Genomic DNA, 18,780 nt, shown 5'->3' with positions numbered 1-18,780 from the left:
GTAAGGATGGGAAAAAATCTTAAATTGACGGGTGTGGCGCTGTCGGTCGCGACGGTGTTCGGGGTATTGGCTTCGGGTTCGGCAATGGGGGCGACGCTCGATGCGCTGCCGATTCCGCAAGTGATCGTGAGTCCGTCGACGAACGGCGTGTCGATCGGACTGGCGGCGACCGGCACGTCGCCGCTCGGTTCGGTCACCGTGGCGGCGGGCGGGTCGGGCGCGATTCAGACGTCGCTGGGCAATCCGGCGCAGGCGTTGTCGGGTGCGGTGAACGCGCTGCAAGGCGCGCTCGGCGGCGGTGGCGGCGCGGTGACGCCGCTCGCGCCGGTGCAAGGTGTGGTGAACCAGGTGACGGGTGCGTTCGGTGGCGGCGACCCGGCCGGCGCGGTGACCGGTGCGCTGAATACGGCGACGGGGACGTTGAGCAACGCAGTTGGCACGGTAACCGGCGCACTGGGGAATGTGGGCGGCGGCGCGAATCCGCTGGCACCGGTTCAAGGTGTCGTCAATCAAGTGACGGGTGCGCTGGGCAACGTCGGTGGCGGCGCGAATCCGCTGGCACCGGTTCAAGGTGTCGTCAATCAAGTGACGGGGACGCTCGGCGGCAGCAATCCGGCAGGCGCGCTGACTGGTGCCCTCGGCACGGTTACCGGCGCACTGGGCAACGTCGGCGGCGGTGCGAATCCGCTGGCGCCGGTTCAGGGTGTGGTGAATCAAGTGACGGGGACGCTCGGCGGCGGCAACCCGGCAGGTGCATTGACCGGTGCACTCGGCACAGTGACGGGCGCACTGGGCAACGTCGGCGGTGCGAATCCGCTGGCGCCGGTTCAAGGCGCAGTGAATCAAGTAACGGATGCGCTTGGTGGCGGCAACCCGGCTGGCGCACTGACCGGCGCGCTCGGCACGGTTACGGGCGCACTGGGCAACGTCGGCGGCACGAACCCGCTGGCACCGATCCAGAACGTCATCGACCAGGTCACGGGCACGCTGGGCAGCGGCAATCCGGCCGGTGCGCTGAGCAACGCGGTCAATACGATCACGGGGACACTCGGCAACATCGGCGGCGCGTCGAGCCCGCTGGCACCGGTGCAAGGCGCCGTCACGCAACTCGCCGGCACGCTCGGCAACGGCAATCCGGCTGGTGCACTGACGAACGCGGTGAACTCGGTGACGGGGGCGCTCGGCAGCCTCGGCGGCACGAATCCGCTGGCGCCGGTACAGGGTGTCGTGAACCAGGTCGTCGGCACGCTGTCGGGCGCCGGCGGTGGCAGCCCGATCGCGCCGATCACGAACCTCGTCAGCGGCTTGCAGAACGCGCTGCCGACGGGCGGCAACGCGGCCGGCGCGCTGACCGGTGCGCTCGGTTCGGTGACGGGCGCGCTCGGTAATCTCGGCGGCTCGAACCCGCTGGCGCAGGTACAAGGCGTCGTGAACCAGGTGGTCGGCACGCTCGGCAGCAGCAACCCGGCCAGCGCACTGAGCAACGCGGTCAGCTCGGTGACGGGCGCGCTCGGCAATCTCGGCGGATCGAATCCGCTGGCGCCGGTGCAAGGCGTCGTGAACCAGGTCGTCGGCACGCTCGGCGGCAGCAACCCGGCCGGCGCACTGAGCAACGCGGTCAACTCGGTGACGGGCGCGCTGGGCAACCTCGGCGGCACGAACCCGCTGGCGCCGGTGCAGGGCGTCGTGAACCAGGTCGTCGGCACGCTGTCGGGCGCAAGCCCGATCGCGCCGATCACGAACCTCGTCAGCGGTCTGACCGGCGGAAGCAACCCGACCGGCGCACTGAGCGGTGCGCTCGGTTCGGTGACGGGTGCCCTCGCGAACGGTCCGGCGGCCCTCGGGCAGGCGACCGGCGCGTTGTCGGGCGCGGCCGGTTCGACGGCTGCGGCGGGCGGCAGCGTGCTCGGCTCGGGCGCGAGCGCGGCGGGCAGCACGGCGGGCGCAGCCGGTTCGCTGCTGTCGACGGGCGGCAACGCGACGGCAACGGTCGTCAATGCTGCCGGCGCGACGCTGGGCACGGCGCTGGGTTCCACGCCGAGCCTGTCGGTCACACCGCACTCGGACAACAGCTCGGCGAACAACCCGCTCGCACCGGTGTCGACGCTGCTGCAGGCGGTGACGGGCGCATTGCCGAAGTAACCGGCCGGAACGCGCGGCGGCGGTCCATCGCCTGCCGCGCGCAACGGGTCGCACGACGCGGCATGACAGCAAGGTCATGCCGCGTTTTTCTTTGGGTTCCTGATGTATTTCATAGGAGGAATGACGCTGAATTGCGGGGCGGAATGGAATAACCGGCCGGATCCGTCCGTTTACATACCGAGTCGCGGCGCAGCCGGACAGCGGGATAATGGCCATGACGAAGTCGACGTCCCGTCCGGCGGCGCCGTGCCGTGATGTCATGCCAAGGAGAACGGGAATGAAAACGATGCTGTTCGCCATCGCGCTGACGGCCGCGATCGTGCGGCCCGCGGCCGCCGAGCCGCCGCAAGCCGGTGATGGGAAACTGGTCGACGAAGATCACATGACGCTGTACGTGTTCGATCACGACGCGCCGGGCAAGAGTACGTGCACCGGCACCTGCGCGGCCAACTGGCCGCCGGCGCTCGCCGACGCATACGACAAGGCGTCGGGCGCACTGAGCCTCGTCACGCGCGACGACGGCAAGAAGCAATGGGCGTACCACGGCCGTCCGCTGTATCGCTGGAAGATGGACCGCAAGGCCGGTGACGCAGGCGGCGACGGGATTGGCGGCATGTGGCACGTCGCGCGCCCCTGAGAAGTGACTGACGGACTGACGGCGCGGCGACGCGCAAGGCATCCGCATGAGCTACGAATCGGACTTGCTGGTGTGGCTGCCGCATCTCACGCGGTATGCGCGCGCGCTGACGGGCGACCGGGCCTGGGCGGACGATCTCGTGCAGGACACGCTCGAGCGCGCGCTGAACCGGCCGCCGCGCGACGGCGGTAACCTGCGCGCGTGGCTGTTGACGCTGTTGCGCCACCGCTTCATCGACCAGTTGCGTGCGCGGCGCGAGATCGCGGTCGACGATGCGACCGCGCCATGGCAGACGATGGCCGCGCGGACTGACGAGACGGGCGGCCTGCTGCTGCGCGACGTGCAGCGCGCCCTGTACCGGCTGCCGGTCGAGCAGCGCGAGGTGCTGCTGCTGGTTGCGCTCGAGGAGTTGAGCTACCGCGACGCCGCACAGGTGCTCGGCGTGCCGGTGGGGACGGTGATGTCGCGGCTGTCACGGGCGCGTGAACAGATGCGTGCGCTGCTGTCCGGCGAGCCGCCGGTGCACGGCGCGGCCGCGTTACGGGTGATCGGAAAGACATGATGGACGACGACGATCCGCGCAAACCTTCGAACGATCGGGACGATGCCATGTCGGCCCAGCTGCTGTCGGCGCTGCTTGACGGCGAGCTGTCCGGGCAGGAGCGCCGCGAGGTGCTCGAGCGGCTGCGGTCCGATCCGCGGGAAGCCGACCGGTTCGCGCATTACGGCGCGCAGCGCGATGCATTGCACGCGCTGTTCCCGCTGCCGGCTGCCGCACCGGCGCTGTTCGTGCAGCGGCGCGCGCCGCGCTGGCGTGGCTTTGCGTATGCGTTCGCGGGGCTGGCGGCCGGGCTGGTGATCGGCATCGCGCTGCACGCGGGCTGGACGACGTTCGGCGCCGAGCCGGCATTTGCCGCACGCGCGGATGTCGCGTATGCCGTGTATACGGCCGATCGTGAACACCCGGTCGAAATCGACGCGAGCGACCCAGCGCGCCTGGCCGGATGGCTGTCCGCGCGTCTCGGCCGGCCCGTGCGCGCACCGTCGCTCGATGAATACGGCTACGCGCTGCTGGGCGGCCGGTTGTTGCCGGGCGACCCGGGGCCGGCCGCGCAACTGATGTACCAGCGTGCGGACGGCGCGCGCGTGACGCTGTACATGACGGCCTACGACGCGCGGCGCCTCGCTCCGCAGGCGATGTCGGCCGCCGGCCGCCACACGTATTTCTGGTCGGATCGCGGCATGGGTTACGCGCTGTCCGGCCGAGGCGACGAACGACGCCTGCGCGAACTCGCGATCGAAGCCTGCGGCGCGCTCGGCGGGCCGACCGAAGCATGGAAGGGGTGACGCGCGCGGCATCGACAGGGAGCAGAAGATGAACGCGAAGACGGCGAGGGTGGCGATGGTGATGGCGGCGCTCGCGGCAAGCGCCGGGCTCGCGCGGGCGGACGACGGCGCCCCGGTGCGCGTACCGGTCGACACCGACGGCGTGCAGCGGGTGACGATCGTCGGCGGCAGCTATTTCTTTCGTCCGAACCACGTGATCGTCCGGGCGCACGTGCCGGTCGAACTGACCGTATCGGCCGAACCGGGTGTCGTGCCGCACAGTTTCAAGATCGACGCGCCGCAGGCCGGCATCGCGGTGCATACCGAATTGGCCACGACGCCGCGCACGTTGCGCTTCACACCGACGGCGCCCGGCCGCTTCGCCTACTATTGCACGCATCGGCTGCTGTTCCTGCGCAGCCATCGCGAGCGCGGGATGGAGGGCGTGCTCGACGTCGAGGCGGCGCCGTGATCGCCGCGTTGCTGGCCGCGAGCCTGATAGGAGCGAGCATGACAGCCGACCCCGTGACCGTCGCGCAGACGCATTTCGACCAGGTCCGCTCGTACCGCGCGACGATCCGCTCGTCGGCGCAAAGCGGCGAGCACGCCGAATTCCACTATGCATACCTGAAACCCGGTTTCGTCCGGATGGACTTCGTGTCGCCGCATCACGGCGCGGTACTCGCGTACGATCCCGGCGCCGGCAAGGTCCGGCTGCGCCCGTTCGGCGAGCATGCGCTGCCCGCGCTGACCTTGTCGCCGTCCAATCCGCTCGTGCGCGACCGCAGCGGCCATCGCGTCGACCGGTCGGACGTGGGCGAACTGCTGCGCAACGTGCATGCGCTGCAGCAGGGCGGCGCGACGGTGACGGAAGGCGAGGAGACCATCGGCGGCCGGACCACGCTGCGCGTGTCGGTGACGGGCGCGCCCGCACATGTGGTCGCAGGCGTGCATCGCTACCGGCTGTGGCTGGACACCAAGGACGGCTTTCCGCTGAAGGTCGTCAGCTTCGCGGATGGCGACGGCGGTCCGCTCGAAACGGTGACGCTCGACGACGTCGAAATCGACGTCGCGTTTCCCGCCCGCTTTTTCTCACCCTGATCCCTGACCCCGACTCGTACCGGAGGCTGCATGGCGGAATACCGGTTTTCGACGACGTGGCGCGTGGACGCGCCGCTCGCGGCGGTCTGGGACGCGATCTACGAGGTCGACCGCTGGCCCGACTGGTGGAAGGGGGCCGTGCGGACCGTCGAGATCGAGCGCGGCGACGCGCGCGGCGTCGGCGCGCTGCAGCGATACACGTGGAAAGGCGCGTTGCCGTACCGGCTGACCTTCGACATGCGCGTGCTGCGCGTCGAGCGGCCGCATGTGCTCGAAGGCCGCGCGAGCGGCGCGATCGAAGGCGACGGCTGCTGGTCGTTCGCCGGCGACGGCACGCGCACCGTCGTGCGCTACGACTGGCACATCCGTACACGCGAGCGCTGGATGAACTGGCTGGCGCCGGTCGCGCGCCCGCTGTTCGTCTGGAATCACGACGTCGTGATGCGCGAAGGCGCGAAAGGTCTCGCGCGTCTGCTCGGCGCGACGGTCGAGACCGACGGCCGGACGTTCCAGCCGGTCGCGGGCTGTCCCGACATGTGACGATCCGGCGCCGGGCTTTTGCGCCGCTGCCGGCGCGCAAGCAGGTTTTTTCATCCGATGCCGGACGACCGCGGAACTCGGTGCTTACCCCGTGTCAAATCGATGCGATGGTCGGGATATCCCGCATCGTGCCCGCACCCGGAGCGCCGGGTTGATGGTTATTTGATTGTTTTGAAAGGGTTTTTCGGTTTCCTCCCCGTTTTCCCGCCGCCTTGCCCCGCGCGAAAAAACCTCCCGCTCCCCTTCTTGAATTTGTCAAAACCCGTCCATATAATTAGCACTCGCTGCACGAGAGTGCTAACAATTCTCTGCCGGGCGACCCGCCGGGCAGATTCCCTAAGCGTTCTTCAATCTCAGTCAAGAGAGGAGTGAATATGAACCTTCGTCCTTTGCACGATCGCGTGATCGTCAAGCGCCTGGATCAGGAAACCAAGACCGCCTCGGGCATCGTGATCCCCGAAGCTGCTGCTGAGAAGCCGGATCAAGGCGAGATCCTCGCGGTCGGCCCGGGCAAGCGCGACGACAAGGGCGCGCCGATCGCGCTCGACGTGAAGGTCGGCGATCGCGTGCTGTTCGGCAAGTACGCTGGCCAGACCGTCAAGGTCGACGGCCAGGAACTGCTGGTCATGCGCGAAGAAGACATCATGGCCGTGGTCAACGCGAAGTAAGCGTCCACTGACGGTACATATTCCCAAGAATTCAAGGAGTTAGAAGATGGCAGCTAAAGACGTCGTATTCGGCGATTCCGCCCGTTCGAAGATGGTCGAAGGCGTGAACATTCTCGCCAACGCAGTCAAGGTCACGCTGGGTCCGAAGGGCCGCAACGTCGTGCTCGAGCGCAGCTTCGGCGGCCCGACGGTCACCAAGGACGGTGTGTCGGTCGCGAAGGAAATCGAGCTGAAGGACAAGCTCCAGAACATGGGCGCGCAAATGGTCAAGGAAGTGGCTTCCAAGACCAGCGACAACGCAGGCGACGGCACGACGACGGCAACCGTCCTCGCGCAATCGATCGTTCGCGAAGGCATGAAGTACGTCGCATCGGGCATGAACCCGATGGACCTGAAGCGCGGCATCGACAAGGCAGTCGCAGCGGCTGTCGAAGAGCTGAAGAAGATCAGCAAGCCGTGCACGACGAACAAGGAAATCGCACAGGTCGGCTCGATCTCGGCGAACAGCGACACGTCGATCGGCGATCGCATCGCTGAAGCGATGGACAAGGTCGGCAAGGAAGGCGTGATCACCGTCGAAGACGGCAAGTCGCTCGCCGACGAACTCGACGTCGTCGAAGGCATGCAGTTCGACCGCGGCTACCTGTCGCCGTACTTCATCAACAACCCGGACAAGCAAGTCGCCGTCCTCGACAACCCGTTCGTGCTGCTGCACGACAAGAAGGTGTCGAACATCCGTGATCTGCTGCCGGTGCTCGAGCAAGTCGCAAAGGCTGGCCGTCCGCTGCTGATCATCGCTGAAGACGTCGAAGGCGAAGCGCTCGCAACGCTGGTCGTCAACAACATCCGCGGCATCCTGAAGACCGTTGCGGTCAAGGCGCCGGGCTTCGGTGATCGCCGCAAGGCCATGCTGGAAGACATCGCGATCCTGACCGGCGGTCAAGTCGTCGCGGAAGAAACCGGCCTGACGCTCGAGAAGGCAACGCTGGCAGAACTGGGCCAGGCGAAGCGCATCGAAGTGGGCAAGGAAAACACGACGATCATCGACGGCGCAGGCGAAGCCGTGAACATCGAAGCGCGCGTCAAGCAAGTTCGCACGCAAATCGAAGAAGCGACGTCGGACTACGACCGTGAAAAGCTGCAAGAGCGCGTGGCCAAGCTGGCCGGCGGCGTGGCAGTGATCAAGGTCGGTGCTGCGACCGAAGTCGAAATGAAGGAAAAGAAGGCACGTGTCGAAGACGCACTGCACGCAACGCGCGCAGCTGTGGAAGAAGGCATCGTGGCAGGCGGCGGCGTTGCGCTGATCCGCGCTCGCACCGCGATCGCAGGCCTGACCGGCGCGAACGCCGACCAGAACGCCGGCATCAAGATCGTGCTGCGCGCAATGGAAGAGCCGCTGCGCCAGATCGTCACGAACGGTGGCGAGGAAGCGAGCGTCGTCGTGGCGGCAGTGGCTGCAGGCACGGGCAACTACGGCTACAACGCAGCAACGGGCGAGTACGTCGACATGGTTGAAGCCGGCGTCGTCGACCCGACCAAGGTCACGCGCACCGCACTGCAGAACGCAGCGTCGGTTGCAGGCCTGCTGTTGACGACGGACGCAGCTGTCGCGGAACTGCCGAAGGAAGACGCACCGATGCCGGGCGGCATGCCGGGCGGCATGGGCGGCATGGGCATGGACATGTAATCGACTTCGGTCGATGGTGTCCGGAACGCGCAGCGATGCGCGTTCCAGCCAAAAGAAAAGACCCGCAGCGATGCGGGTCTTTTTTTATTGGTGCTCCAGGGTGATCGGGATTAGAAGCCCGGCAGGTAGCACGAAGCGTCGTCATCGTTGTCGTGAAGGCCATAGCTACACGCAAACGGATCATGCCAGCCATTGTGACGGCCATTGTAGAGATAGACCGTGTCACCGCTGGAGGCCCACGTCAGTGACGCGGTGCCACCCGAGTAGACGCGCCACCTCCCCGAACTGCCGTCCGGGAACGAAACGGTGCCGCTTGAATGGCAGGGCGAGTAGTAATCGTGGACCACAAACTTGCCGTCAATCGGCGCAGCTCTGGAAAAGAATCGCTTCAGTTGATCGACGGTTGGTGTGAAGTTCCTGCACGCCTGCTTTGAGAGTGGATCGTCCGGGTTCGACGTCTGGCCGGATTGCTCGACTGTCACGGCACTTACCCCTCTGGCCTGGCAGATGGCGATCGGGACGCACAACGCAACCGCGGCAGCACATCTGGCTAGATTCATGACGTTACTCCCAGCGTGCCGTGCTAGCCTCGGTTGCGTTCTTGCGCCCGACTTCCGGGTGCCGATATACCTCCCTCATCTCGACGTTCAGCGTCTCCGACAATTCGCGAACCAGCCATTTGAGCGATGCATTCTGTTCGGCAGTGACGTTTTCGTAGACGAGTTCCGCAGTTTTCTCGTCGGGGTAGTACATGCCGACAAGCTCGATTCCGATTGCGTCCGAGTTGGACGGATAACGATCCGGAAATGCTTTCCGGGATTCGTGGCGATGGGACGCAGCGGGACCAGTTTGATACGCGCGCCTAGCCGCCCGGAGATCCGCAGTCGGGCACTTGAGTGTGGTGATGCAACGCGACTGCAATTTGCCGACGTGATTGGTGATTCTGTTCAGAGAGGCGGTCTGATAGATCGTGCCATCCTTGTCGATCAGGAAGTGGGCGCCGTTCGGTACGTGCGCGGCGTTGCTATAGCTATTGAAAGTGCTCGAGACAGTGGCGCCTCCGGTTTGATGGACGACGATTCCGTTCACGTGTTCCATCGGCCCTCGTTCGAAGGATGAATATATTTTGACGATCACGCGTTCGGCATCGACATGGCCCTGCTTTGAAATGAAAAGCATGACTGCCTCCGGTTCTCAGGTCGCTTTGCCGGTTTTGATGTCGTATCCTGCCGCGACCGTTTCGCCGCTCCCACCTCGGGCGTTCTGAACAACATACTCCTGCCGAATGCGGGCGAATGAGAGTTGGACTTCCTCTCGTGGTCGCGCCATGTTGAAATTGGCGACTGAATTGATTCGCGTGATCAGTACGTCATCCAGCGTGATCTTCAGGTACTCGAGCGGGATGCCGCCAGCCTTGCGCGCGACCAGAACGGCGTTCTCGATATGATTCCCTTTCAGGCAATGCAGCATGAGGATCGGCGATGCGTGATCGACATAATGCTCGATAGTCGGATCGTTGGCCGTGCACTTGCCTCCAATGCTGCCTGTCCCTGAGCGCGTGGTAGATGTCTGGTCGGCGGACCAATCCCACGCCAATACCTCGATTTCGTCAGGATGAGCGGCATCTCGAGATTCGCCTCCGATACCGGTCAGTTTCAGGAAAATGACTTGCGCCATCGCATGCTCCTTTGCATCGGTCACATTGAATGAAATGAACCCTAGCATTGCGCTTGGCGGCCAATCTATTGGACCGGTTCGATTTTCGGCGCGATTGGACGTTGAAAAGTACGACGCCAGGCCATCGGTCAGCCGAGAATCGATATAAGTAGGGCAGGCCCGAACGCGGATTCGGTTGCGATAAGTGAATGGGCGGGATCGCGCGGGTCGTCAGATCGAATCTTGGGCTGCGCAGGGCGGGAAACCGAACGTTGGGAGGGTGTCGCTCCGAGCCGGCGGTTGGGTTGTTGTCGATGTATTGCGTGCATCAGCGTCGATTGGCCGATGCGGGATGTGTAATGCTGAGACGACAAGAAGGGCGGCCGGCGTTTGATCGCTCAAACTCCGGCCGCCCCAGGCAACTCAATGGCGGTGCGACGTCCTCGGCACCGGATCGGCCTTCACGGCCGGCGGCGTGTCCGCATCATCGTTGCTGCGGGCCCAGAAGAACCGGTCGGGCAGGTGCGCGCCCATGCCGGGGCGGAACGCGTCGCGCACGGCCTGGTACAGGTATTCTTGCGCTTCGCGCACCGCTTCGGGCGGCTCCTGGCCATTCGCGAGCAGTGCCGCGATCGCCGCGCCCAGCGTGTCGGTGATGCCCATCAACCGGTGCGGCGAGCGATCCCACATGTCTTCGCGAAGCTGGCCTTCCTCGCCGTACAGCGTGTTGACCAGCCGGTGCGAGCCCGTCTCCGACGACAGGATGTACTCGCAGCCCTGCGACAGCAGGTGCGACACGGCTGCGTCGAGATTCGGCGCCTCGGCATCGCCGTCCGGCTGCGCGAGCGCGATCAGCGTCGCGTGGTCGGCGACCAGCAGCGTCGTCTGTGGCGCGAGCAGGTCGGCGATCGATTCGCGCAGGTCGTCGGCGGCGAGCACGTGCTCGTCGTCGAGCGTGAAGTCCGGTGCGAGCACGAGCGGCACGCCGTCGTAGTCGGCGACCACTTCGGCGATCGCGCTCACGACTTCCGCGCGCGTCGCCGCGCCGATCTTGAACGCGGCGACCGGCATGTCCTCGAGCAGCATGCGCGCCTGGGCGGCGACGACATCGGGATCGAGACCGGTCACTTCGTCGCAGGCGGCGGAGTCGCGCACGGTATAGCCCGTCAGGACGGACACGCCGTGACAGCCCATGCTCGCCAGGGTCATCAGATCGGCTTGGAGGCCGGAGCCGCCGGTGGGATCGGACAGGCCGAAGGTGAGGACGATCGGAGGGGCGTTGCTGGACATGTAAAAATGGGGCAAGAAAAAAACGGGGAAGCGACGGAGCTGCGGACGGCGAGGCGAAGTGGGCGTTTGGGCCCTGTGTTGCCCGGCAGGCCGCACTTTCCAGCCATTATGCGGCGGAATCCGGCCCGCACGACGGATTTTTTAGCGCAGCGCAACGTAGTCGCCGTACTCCAGTGCGATTGCTAGGCAGTCCGGCCCCGACACGGTACCATCATGGCTCCCGAATTTACCGACTTTTCCCCGACGCGGCTTAAGATGGAATACAAGAGCTGGATGTGCCTGATTTGTGGCTGGATTTATGACGAAGAAGCCGGGCTGCCCGAAGAGGGCATCGCCCCGGGCACGCGCTGGGAAGACGTCCCGATCAACTGGACGTGCCCCGAATGCGGCGCTCGCAAGGAAGACTTCGAGATGGTCCAGATCTGACCGGACCTTGGCCCACGGACACACCGCTCCGGCCTCGCGGTTGCCCGGCGCTTGCGCGCCGCGGCCGGCGCGAGCGACTTGACGATGACAGGCGCGCGTGTCCATGACGTCCGATCCGGCGAACGTTCCCCACCCTGACGCACTGCCCAACCCGCGCGGCGGGGCTGTGCCCGCGGCCGACGCGTGGCTCGCGGCGGCCGCCGACGCATTCGAGCGTCACGACGACGCGGCCGCGCCGCTGTCGGCCGCCGCCGCCGTGCTGGCGGAGGCCGGCTGGCTGCCGGCCTCCCGTTTCGCCGGGCAACTGGCTGCCGCGACGCCGCTCGTGGCCGCCGAACCGACCGCCGCCGCCTGGCACCTCGCGCTGCGCGATTTCCGTGCGGCGGTCGAGCGCCACAATCTGCGCGAGCTAGCCTGTTCGCCCCTCCTGTTCGACCATTTCCGTGCGCTGCGCGCGCAAAGCGCGGCCGACCTGCACGCGAGCGTGCCGCTCGACGTGCTGGCGCTCGTCGGGCGCGCAATGCCGCCGGCGACGCTGCGTGCGCTGCCCGACGCATTCGCGAGCCGGGCGCGGGCCCGTTACGAGCAGGCGCTGCTCGGCGTGCTGCGCGCGCCGCACGGCACATCGGACGGAGCGCTCGACGAACTCGACACGACCCTGACCGCGCTGGCCGACGACGCGCCGTACGACTTCTGGCGGCTCGCCGCCGCGTGCCTGCGCGCGCTGCGCGCCAGCGCCGCGCCCGAACTGAAGCGTTTCCTCGCGCGGACCAACCTGCTGCTCGGCGAGCACGCGCAGGGCAGGCGCAGCGCGCCGCCGGCGCTCGTGCGCGAGACGGCCGCGCTGCTGTGGCGCGATTTCGCGTTGTTCGGTGCGGCCGCGGAAGACGTCGCGCTCGTCGACGTGCTGCACGACTATGGACTGACCGTGGACTGGCACGTCGCCGGCACGCCCGCGTCCGAGGCGCTGTGGGAAGCCGACGCCGCGCGGGCCGAGCATGATGCGGTCGCGGCGGCACCCACCCGCATGCTCGGTGTCGTGACCGTCAACGCGCATGCGTATGAGGATTTCCTGCAGACGGCCGACGCGTCGATGGCCGATCTGGCCATCGATCCGGCCGCGGCCGATGCGGGGGCCGCATGGCGCGCATCCGCGGCCGCCTACCGGGTCGGCACGGCCGCATGCGCGCTCGGGCTCGGTCACGCGGCGCTGCTGGCCGATACGTTCGGGCTCGCGTGGCGCCGTGCCGCGCACGGCGTGCCGCTCGCCGGCGGCGGGCTCGTTGCGCACGGCCGCGCATCCGACATGCTGCGCGGCGCGCTGCTGAAGATCGCCGCGGGGGTGGCGCCGCCGGACCTGACCGCGGCGTCCGAGGCGCTTGGCGAGGCGCTCGGCCGGACCTGATACGCAACGGGGCGCGACCGCGGCGGCAACCCTTGCCGCGCGGGCCGGCAACACGCTGCCGATAGCACCCGCGCGCGTGTTAGAGTGCCATGTGATCCGCGCGCGTCGTTGCCAGCGTCGCGCGGCGTTGCTTGTTGATCGCGGCCCGGTCAGGTCGCGGCGTCTTTGCTAAAATTCAAACCATGTCAAAGCCTTCCGATCGCATCAATCTCACCAACCAGTTCCTGATCGCCATGCCGAACATGGCGGATCCGACGTTTTCGGGAACGGTGGTCTACCTTTGCGATCACAGCGAGCGCGGTGCGCTTGGCCTCGTCATCAATCGTCCCACCGACATCGACCTCGAATCGCTGTTCAGCCGCATCGACCTGAAGCTCGACATCGAGCCGCTCCTGCATATTCCCGTGTACTTCGGCGGCCCGGTCCAGACCGAGCGCGGCTTCGTGCTGCACGAGCCGGTCGAGGGCGCGAACTACAACTCGTCCATGTCGGTCGAGGGCGGGCTCGAGATGACGACGTCGAAGGACGTGCTCGAGGCGGTCGCGACGGGTACCGGCCCGAAGCGCTTCCTGCTGACGCTCGGCCATGCCGGCTGGGGCGCCGGGCAGCTCGAGGAAGAAATTTCCCGCAACGGCTGGCTGACCGTGGCCGCCGATCCGCGCATCGTGTTCGACACGCCTGCCGAGGAGCGCTTCGAAGCCGCACTCGGCCTGCTCGGCGTCAGCTCGTCGATGCTGTCCGGCGAAGCAGGGCACGCATGAGTGGCGCGAGCGCGCGTGATGCGACGCTCCTGGCTTTCGACTATGGCGAGAAGCGGATCGGCGTCGCGATCGGCAATGCGCTGACGCGCTCGGCCCGCGCCCTTGTCGTGATTCCCAACCTGAACCGCGAGCACCGTTTCAAGGCGGTCGGCGAACTGCTGGCCGAATGGCGGCCGGACGCGCTCGTCGTCGGCCTGCCGATGCATCCGGACGGCACGCCGCACGAGATGACGCAGCAGGCCAAGCGTTTCGGCAACCAGCTGAACGGCCGCTTCGGGCTGCCCGTCACGTGGGTCGACGAACGCTATTCGTCGGTCGAGGCCGAGGCCGGGCTGCGCGAGCGCAACGTGCGCGGGCGCGCACGCGCCGAGATGCTCGATGCCGAGGCCGCGCGCGTGATCCTTCAACAGTATCTCGATCAATTGTCCGACCATGAGCACCATTGACGCCGACGCGCTCTACCGCGTCCTGCTCGATCAGATCCGCGACGCATATGGCACGGCATTTGCCGAGCCGGGCGGCCCGCGGCTCGCCGGCATTCACAGCGGCGGCGCGTGGCTCGCCGAGCGCCTCGCGCGCGATCTCGGCGCGCCGGGGTTCGGCGTCGTGAACGTCGCGCTGCACCGCGACGATTACGCGAAGAAGGGGCTGCACAGCCAGGCGAGCCCCACGTCGCTGCCGTTCGAGGTCGATGGCGCACGCATCGTGCTCGTCGACGACGTGCTCTACACCGGCCGCACCGTGCGCGCCGCGCTCAACGAACTGTTCGACTACGGCCGTCCGGCCGCGGTCGAGCTTGCGGTGCTCGCCGATCGCGGCGGCCGCGAGCTGCCGGTCGCCGCGCGCTTCGCGGGCGGCACGCTCGACGTGCCGGCCGATGCGACGCTCGTGCTCGCGCGCGACGAAGCCGCGCAGCTCACGCTGCACATCGAGGCGCACGGCGCCTGACCGAACCGCGAAACCGTATCCCGGGCCGCCGGTTCGTACCGCGGCCCGTTTGCATAGTTGGAATCACGCACACCATGACCACCGACACCACTGGCCGCACCGGCAATCCCGCTGCGGCCGCGAGCCCCGAGCGGTTCCGCTACGGTTTCCTGAAGGGCAACCCGCAGCTCACGAAAAACGGCGAGCTGAAACACCTGTTGTCGATCGAGGGCCTGCCGCGCTCGATCGTCAACCACATTCTCGATACGGCCGAGCAGTTCGTCAGCGTGACGGATCGCGAGGTGAAGAAGGTGCCGCTCCTGCGCGGCAAGTCGGTGTTCAACCTGTTCTTCGAGAACTCGACGCGCACGCGCACGACCTTCGAGATCGCCGCGACGCGCCTGTCGGCCGACGTGCTGAACCTGAACATCAACGCGTCGTCGACGAGCAAGGGCGAGTCGCTGCTCGACACGATCAACAACCTGTCGGCGATGCATGCCGACCTGTTCGTCGTGCGCCACGCGTCGAGCGGCGCGCCGTACCTGATCGCCGAGCACTGCGCGCCGCACGTGCACGTGATCAACGCCGGCGACGGCCGTCATGCGCACCCGACGCAGGGCCTGCTCGACATGTACACGATCCGTCATTACAAGCGCGACTTCACGAAGCTGCGCGTGGCGATCGTTGGCGACATCCTGCATTCGCGCGTCGCGCGCTCGGACATCCACGCACTCACCACGCTCGGCGTGCCGGAAGTGCGCGCGATCGGCCCGCGCACGCTGCTGCCGGGCGGTCTCGAGCAGATGGGCGTGAAGGTGTTCCACAACCTCGACGAAGGGCTGAAGGGCGTCGACGTGATCATCATGCTGCGCCTGCAGAACGAGCGGATGAGCGGCGCGCTGCTGCCGTCCGCGCAGGAGTACTTCAAGACCTGGGGCCTGACGCCCGAGCGCCTCGCGCTCGCCGCGCCCGACGCGATCGTGATGCACCCGGGCCCGATGAACCGCGGCGTCGAGATCGACTCGCAGGTCGCCGACGGTCCGCAGTCGGTGATCCTCAACCAGGTCACGTTCGGTATCGCCGTGCGGATGGCGGTGATGGGCATCGTCGCCGGCAACAGCGACTGAGCCCGCATTCGCGCATCCTTATTCACGCAATCAACGCATTCACAGACAGCGCATGAAGATTCATATCCAAGGCGGCACGCTGATCGACCCGGTCGCCGGTACCGAACGGCAGGCCGACGTATTCGTCGCGGACGGAAAGATCGCCGCACTCGGCACCGCGCCGGCCGGATTCAACGCGGAGAAGACGATCGACGCGGCGGGCCTGATCGTCGCGCCCGGTCTCGTCGACCTGTGCGCGCGGCTGCGCGAGCCCGGCTACGAGCACAAGGCGACGCTCGCGTCCGAGATGGCCGCGGCCGTCGCGGGCGGCGTCACGACGCTCGTGTGCCCGCCGGACACCGACCCCGTGCTCGATGAGGCGGGCCTCGTCGAGATGCTCAAGTTCCGTGCCGGCAACCTGCACCAGGCGAACGTCCATCCGCTCGGCGCGCTCACCGTCGGCCTCAAGGGCGAAGTGATCACCGAGATGGTCGCGCTGACCGAATCGGGCTGTGTCGGCTTCACGCACGCGAACGTGCCGGTGCGCGACACGCAGGTGCTGCTGCGCGCGCTGCAGTACGCGAGCACCTACGGTTATACGACGTGGCTGCGGCCGCTCGACGCGTTCATCGGCCGTGGTGGCGTCGCCGCGAGCGGCGCGCTCGCGTCGCGGCTCGGGCTGTCCGGCGTGCCGGTCGCGGCCGAGACGATCGCGCTGCACACGATCTTCGAACTGATGCGGGTGACGGGCGCGCGCGTGCACCTCGCCCGCCTGTCGTCGGCGGCCGGCCTCGCGCTCGTGCGCGAGGCGAAGGCCGAGGGGCTGCCCGTGACGTGCGACGTCGGCGTGAACCATCTGCACCTGATCGACGTCGACATCGGCTACTTCGATTCGCAGTTCCGGTTGGACCCGCCGCTGCGCGGCGAGCGCGATCGCGAAGCGATCCGTGCGGCGCTCGCCGACGGCACGATCGACGCGATCTGCTCCGATCACACGCCGGTCGACGACGACGAGAAGCTGCTGCCGTTCGCCGAAGCGACGCCGGGCGCGACGGGGCTCGAACTGCTGCTGTCGCTCACGGTGAAGTGGGCCGATGAAACGAACACGCCGCTCGCGCAGGCGCTGCGCCGCATCACGGCCGCACCGGCCGACGTGCTGCAGTTGCCGGCAGGCCGCCTGGCCGAAGGCGGCGTGGCCGACCTGTGCGTGTTCGACCCGCGCGGGCACTGGCGCGTCGAGCCGCGCGCGCTGAAGAGCCAGGGCCACAACTCGCCGTTCCTCGGCTACGAACTGCCGGCCTGCGTGCGTGCGACGCTCGTGGCGGGGCGGGTCGCGTTCGAGCGTCATTGAACCCAGCCGGATCTTCGCCATGACCGCTCTTCGCAAGCTGCGTCTCGTCTTTCACCTGCTGCGCGGCATGGCGATCGTCGCGCTGCGCTTTTCGCACGTGAGCCCCGCGCGGCGCGTCGAGCTCACGCGCCGCTGGTCGGTCAAGCTGCTGCGGATCTGCGGGATGCGCCTCGTCGTCCACAACGATGGCGCACGCCTCGACGCGGGCGCGCTCGTCGTCGGCAACCACGTGTCGTGGCTCGACATCTATACGGTCAACGCGTGGCGGCCGACGCCGTTCGTGTCGAAGGCCGAGGTGCGGCAGTGGCCGGTGGTCGGCTGGCTGGCCGAGAAGCTCGACACCGTGTTCCTGCAGCGCGAGAAGCGCACCGAGGCGATGCGGGTCATGCACGAGATGGCCGACCGGTTGCGCAACGGCGGCGTGATGTGCGTGTTTCCGGAGGGCACGACGTCGGACGGGCAGGCGCTGCTGCCGTTCCATGCGAACCTGTTCCAGGCCGCGGTGTCGGCCGGTTGCGCGGTGCAGCCGATCTGCCTGATGTACGAGGACGCGCGGCAGCGGCAGTCGGTCGCGCCGGCCTATACGGGCGAGTTGTCGCTCGGGATGTCGCTCGACATGGTGTTGCGCGGCGGGCCGCTCGTTGCGCATTTGTACGTATGCGAGCCGATTCCGCCGGGCGGTGATCGTCGCACGACTTCCGCGGCGGCCCGTGATGCGATCGCGGCCGCGCTCGAGAGGCTGCAGGCGAAGGTCGGCAAGCCGTCGCCCGAGTCGCTGGTGGAGCTGGAGAAACATGCGTATCCGGCAACCGAAGTCGGCGCCGGTGCGGCGGGCGATGCGGCGGCCGAGGAGCCGGTGCCGGGGCGCGAGGGCTGACGCGCCGTTTCGTTCGCGCGTCTCGCGGGCGGGCTATTCGCCGCCCGGTGTGCGGCATGCTTCGCACTGCACCTGCGTGACCGTGCGCTGCGCCGGGTCGGCAGCCAGTCGCACGGCCGACAGCTGATTTCCCCACACGCATCCCGAATCCAGCGCGACGACGTTGTCGCGCAGCATCAGGCCGAGCGCGGCCCAGTGGCCGAACACGACCGTCACTTCTTCGGTGCGGCGGCCCGGCACGTCGAACCACGGCAGGTAGCCGGGCGGCGCGCTTTCGGGGCCGCCGTTTGCCTTGAACTCCATCGCGCCGTCGGGCGTGCAGAAGCGCAGGCGCGTGAACGCGTTGAACGCGACGCGCATCCGGTCGCGTTTTTTCAGGTTCGGACTCCATTGATTTGGCTCGTTGCCGTACAAGCCTTGCAGCGTTTCACGCCAGTCGGGGGCGCGCAGCGCGCGCTGCAGTTCGTCAGCGAGTTCGAGCGTTAGCGTTGTGTCCCATTGCGGCAGTACGCCCGCGTGGACGAGCAGCTTGCCGTCCTCGAAGTGCGCGAACGGGAGGTGGCGCACCCAGTCGAGCAGCGCGTCCGCGTCGGGCGCATCGAGGATTTCGCCGATCGTGTCGCCGGGGCGTTCGGTGCGAATGCCGGCGGACACCGCGAGCAGGTGAAGATCGTGATTGCCGAGGACGACGGTCGCGCGCGGGCCGAGGTCGACGAGGGCGCGCAGCGCGGCGAGGGAGTCGGGCCCGCGGTTGACGATGTCGCCGGCGATCCATAGCGGTGTGTCGGCGGGGGCCGAAAGCTTTTCGAGCAGCGACTGGAAAGCGGAATGACAGCCTTGGATGTCGCCGATGGCGATTGGGGTACGGGTCATGAAAGCG

At 67.4% G+C, this 18,780-nt stretch carries 22 protein-coding genes; 17 read left to right on the top strand and 5 right to left on the bottom strand.

Annotation, left to right across the window (positions count from 1 at the left end):
- Positions 1-6 precede the first annotated feature (6 nt).
- From DIE23_RS23380 to groL, 9 genes are all read left to right on the top strand, one after another.
- Positions 7-2,142, top strand: coding sequence for a hypothetical protein (locus DIE23_RS23380; protein WP_124614309.1), 2,136 nt, complete (start codon positions 7-9; stop codon positions 2,140-2,142).
- Between the two features lie 277 nt (positions 2,143-2,419).
- Entirely contained in the window at positions 2,420-2,779 is a 360-nt protein-coding gene (locus DIE23_RS23375; protein WP_124614308.1) for a hypothetical protein, read from the top strand.
- Between the two features lie 46 nt (positions 2,780-2,825).
- On the top strand, positions 2,826-3,341 hold the full coding sequence (locus DIE23_RS23370; RefSeq protein WP_124614307.1) for a sigma-70 family RNA polymerase sigma factor: 516 nt from the start codon (positions 2,826-2,828) through the stop codon (positions 3,339-3,341).
- On the top strand, positions 3,341-4,126 hold the full coding sequence (locus DIE23_RS23365) for an anti-sigma factor family protein (RefSeq protein WP_409364248.1): 786 nt from the start codon (positions 3,341-3,343) through the stop codon (positions 4,124-4,126). The genes DIE23_RS23370 and DIE23_RS23365 overlap by 1 nt, the downstream gene beginning before the upstream one ends.
- A 28-nt stretch (positions 4,127-4,154) precedes the next feature.
- Positions 4,155-4,577 carry a quinol oxidase gene (locus DIE23_RS23360; RefSeq protein ID WP_124614305.1) on the top strand — a complete coding sequence of 141 codons (423 nt, stop codon included), beginning with the start codon at positions 4,155-4,157 and terminating at the stop codon, positions 4,575-4,577.
- Positions 4,574-5,206 carry a DUF1571 domain-containing protein gene (locus tag DIE23_RS23355; protein WP_124614304.1) on the top strand — a complete coding sequence of 211 codons (633 nt, stop codon included), beginning with the start codon at positions 4,574-4,576 and terminating at the stop codon, positions 5,204-5,206. The genes DIE23_RS23360 and DIE23_RS23355 overlap by 4 nt, the downstream gene beginning before the upstream one ends.
- A gap of 30 nt (positions 5,207-5,236) precedes the next feature.
- Positions 5,237-5,746, top strand: coding sequence for an SRPBCC family protein (locus DIE23_RS23350; protein WP_124614303.1), 510 nt, complete (start codon positions 5,237-5,239; stop codon positions 5,744-5,746).
- A gap of 374 nt (positions 5,747-6,120) precedes the next feature.
- Positions 6,121-6,414, top strand: coding sequence for a co-chaperone GroES (locus tag DIE23_RS23345; RefSeq protein WP_011544732.1), 294 nt, complete (start codon positions 6,121-6,123; stop codon positions 6,412-6,414).
- A gap of 46 nt (positions 6,415-6,460) precedes the next feature.
- Positions 6,461-8,101, top strand: coding sequence for a chaperonin GroEL (gene groL, locus DIE23_RS23340; protein ID WP_044846298.1), 1,641 nt, complete (start codon positions 6,461-6,463; stop codon positions 8,099-8,101).
- 110 nt (positions 8,102-8,211) lie between these two features.
- Here the strand turns inward: groL and DIE23_RS23335 are convergent, their stop codons facing one another.
- The 4 genes from DIE23_RS23335 to DIE23_RS23320 all read right to left on the bottom strand — a co-directional run bounded on the left by DIE23_RS23335 (position 8,212) and on the right by DIE23_RS23320 (position 11,047).
- A complete protein-coding gene (locus DIE23_RS23335) occupies positions 8,212-8,661 on the bottom strand; it encodes a hypothetical protein (protein WP_124614302.1) in 450 nt (149 codons plus the stop codon).
- A gap of 4 nt (positions 8,662-8,665) precedes the next feature.
- Positions 8,666-9,280: a peptidoglycan recognition family protein gene (locus DIE23_RS23330; RefSeq protein WP_124614301.1), complete on the bottom strand. Its 615-nt coding sequence runs from the start codon at positions 9,278-9,280 to the stop codon at positions 8,666-8,668.
- 15 nt (positions 9,281-9,295) lie between these two features.
- Entirely contained in the window at positions 9,296-9,778 is a 483-nt protein-coding gene (locus tag DIE23_RS23325; RefSeq protein ID WP_124614300.1) for a type VI secretion system tube protein Hcp, read from the bottom strand.
- A gap of 402 nt (positions 9,779-10,180) precedes the next feature.
- Entirely contained in the window at positions 10,181-11,047 is an 867-nt protein-coding gene (locus DIE23_RS23320) for a hydroxymethylpyrimidine/phosphomethylpyrimidine kinase (protein ID WP_124614299.1), read from the bottom strand.
- A gap of 255 nt (positions 11,048-11,302) precedes the next feature.
- On the opposite strand from DIE23_RS23320, the gene DIE23_RS23315 reads away from it, so the two are divergent.
- The 8 genes from DIE23_RS23315 to DIE23_RS23280 all read left to right on the top strand — a co-directional run bounded on the left by DIE23_RS23315 (position 11,303) and on the right by DIE23_RS23280 (position 17,900).
- Positions 11,303-11,473, top strand: coding sequence for a rubredoxin (locus DIE23_RS23315; RefSeq protein ID WP_004186709.1), 171 nt, complete (start codon positions 11,303-11,305; stop codon positions 11,471-11,473).
- 103 nt (positions 11,474-11,576) lie between these two features.
- Positions 11,577-12,878, top strand: coding sequence for a hypothetical protein (locus tag DIE23_RS23310; protein WP_124614298.1), 1,302 nt, complete (start codon positions 11,577-11,579; stop codon positions 12,876-12,878).
- 182 nt (positions 12,879-13,060) lie between these two features.
- A complete protein-coding gene (locus tag DIE23_RS23305; protein WP_044846295.1) occupies positions 13,061-13,639 on the top strand; it encodes a YqgE/AlgH family protein in 579 nt (192 codons plus the stop codon).
- Positions 13,636-14,085, top strand: coding sequence for a Holliday junction resolvase RuvX (ruvX, locus tag DIE23_RS23300; RefSeq protein ID WP_059530402.1), 450 nt, complete (start codon positions 13,636-13,638; stop codon positions 14,083-14,085). The genes DIE23_RS23305 and ruvX overlap by 4 nt, the downstream gene beginning before the upstream one ends.
- Positions 14,072-14,587, top strand: a complete 516-nt coding sequence (pyrR, locus tag DIE23_RS23295; RefSeq protein ID WP_124614297.1) for a bifunctional pyr operon transcriptional regulator/uracil phosphoribosyltransferase PyrR — start codon at positions 14,072-14,074, stop codon at positions 14,585-14,587. The genes ruvX and pyrR overlap by 14 nt, the downstream gene beginning before the upstream one ends.
- 74 nt (positions 14,588-14,661) lie before the next feature.
- Positions 14,662-15,693 (top strand): aspartate carbamoyltransferase catalytic subunit, encoded by a 1,032-nt coding sequence (locus DIE23_RS23290; RefSeq protein ID WP_044846292.1) that lies wholly within the window; start codon positions 14,662-14,664, stop codon positions 15,691-15,693.
- A gap of 52 nt (positions 15,694-15,745) precedes the next feature.
- Positions 15,746-17,023: a dihydroorotase gene (locus DIE23_RS23285; protein WP_124614296.1), complete on the top strand. Its 1,278-nt coding sequence runs from the start codon at positions 15,746-15,748 to the stop codon at positions 17,021-17,023.
- 19 nt (positions 17,024-17,042) lie between these two features.
- Positions 17,043-17,900, top strand: a complete 858-nt coding sequence (locus tag DIE23_RS23280) for a 1-acyl-sn-glycerol-3-phosphate acyltransferase (protein WP_124614295.1) — start codon at positions 17,043-17,045, stop codon at positions 17,898-17,900.
- Between the two features lie 33 nt (positions 17,901-17,933).
- Here DIE23_RS23280 and DIE23_RS23275 read toward each other — a convergent pair whose 3' ends face one another.
- The gene (locus tag DIE23_RS23275; RefSeq protein ID WP_124614294.1) at positions 17,934-18,773 is read right to left on the bottom strand and encodes a symmetrical bis(5'-nucleosyl)-tetraphosphatase; all 840 of its coding nucleotides are present in this window, start codon (positions 18,771-18,773) and stop codon (positions 17,934-17,936) included.
- Positions 18,774-18,780: the final 7 nt, after the last annotated feature.

The sequence above is a fragment of the Burkholderia sp. Bp9143 genome (assembly GCF_003853645.1).
Lineage (GTDB): Bacteria > Pseudomonadota > Gammaproteobacteria > Burkholderiales > Burkholderiaceae > Burkholderia.
This window is presented reverse-complemented; position numbering and strand designations above follow the sequence as displayed.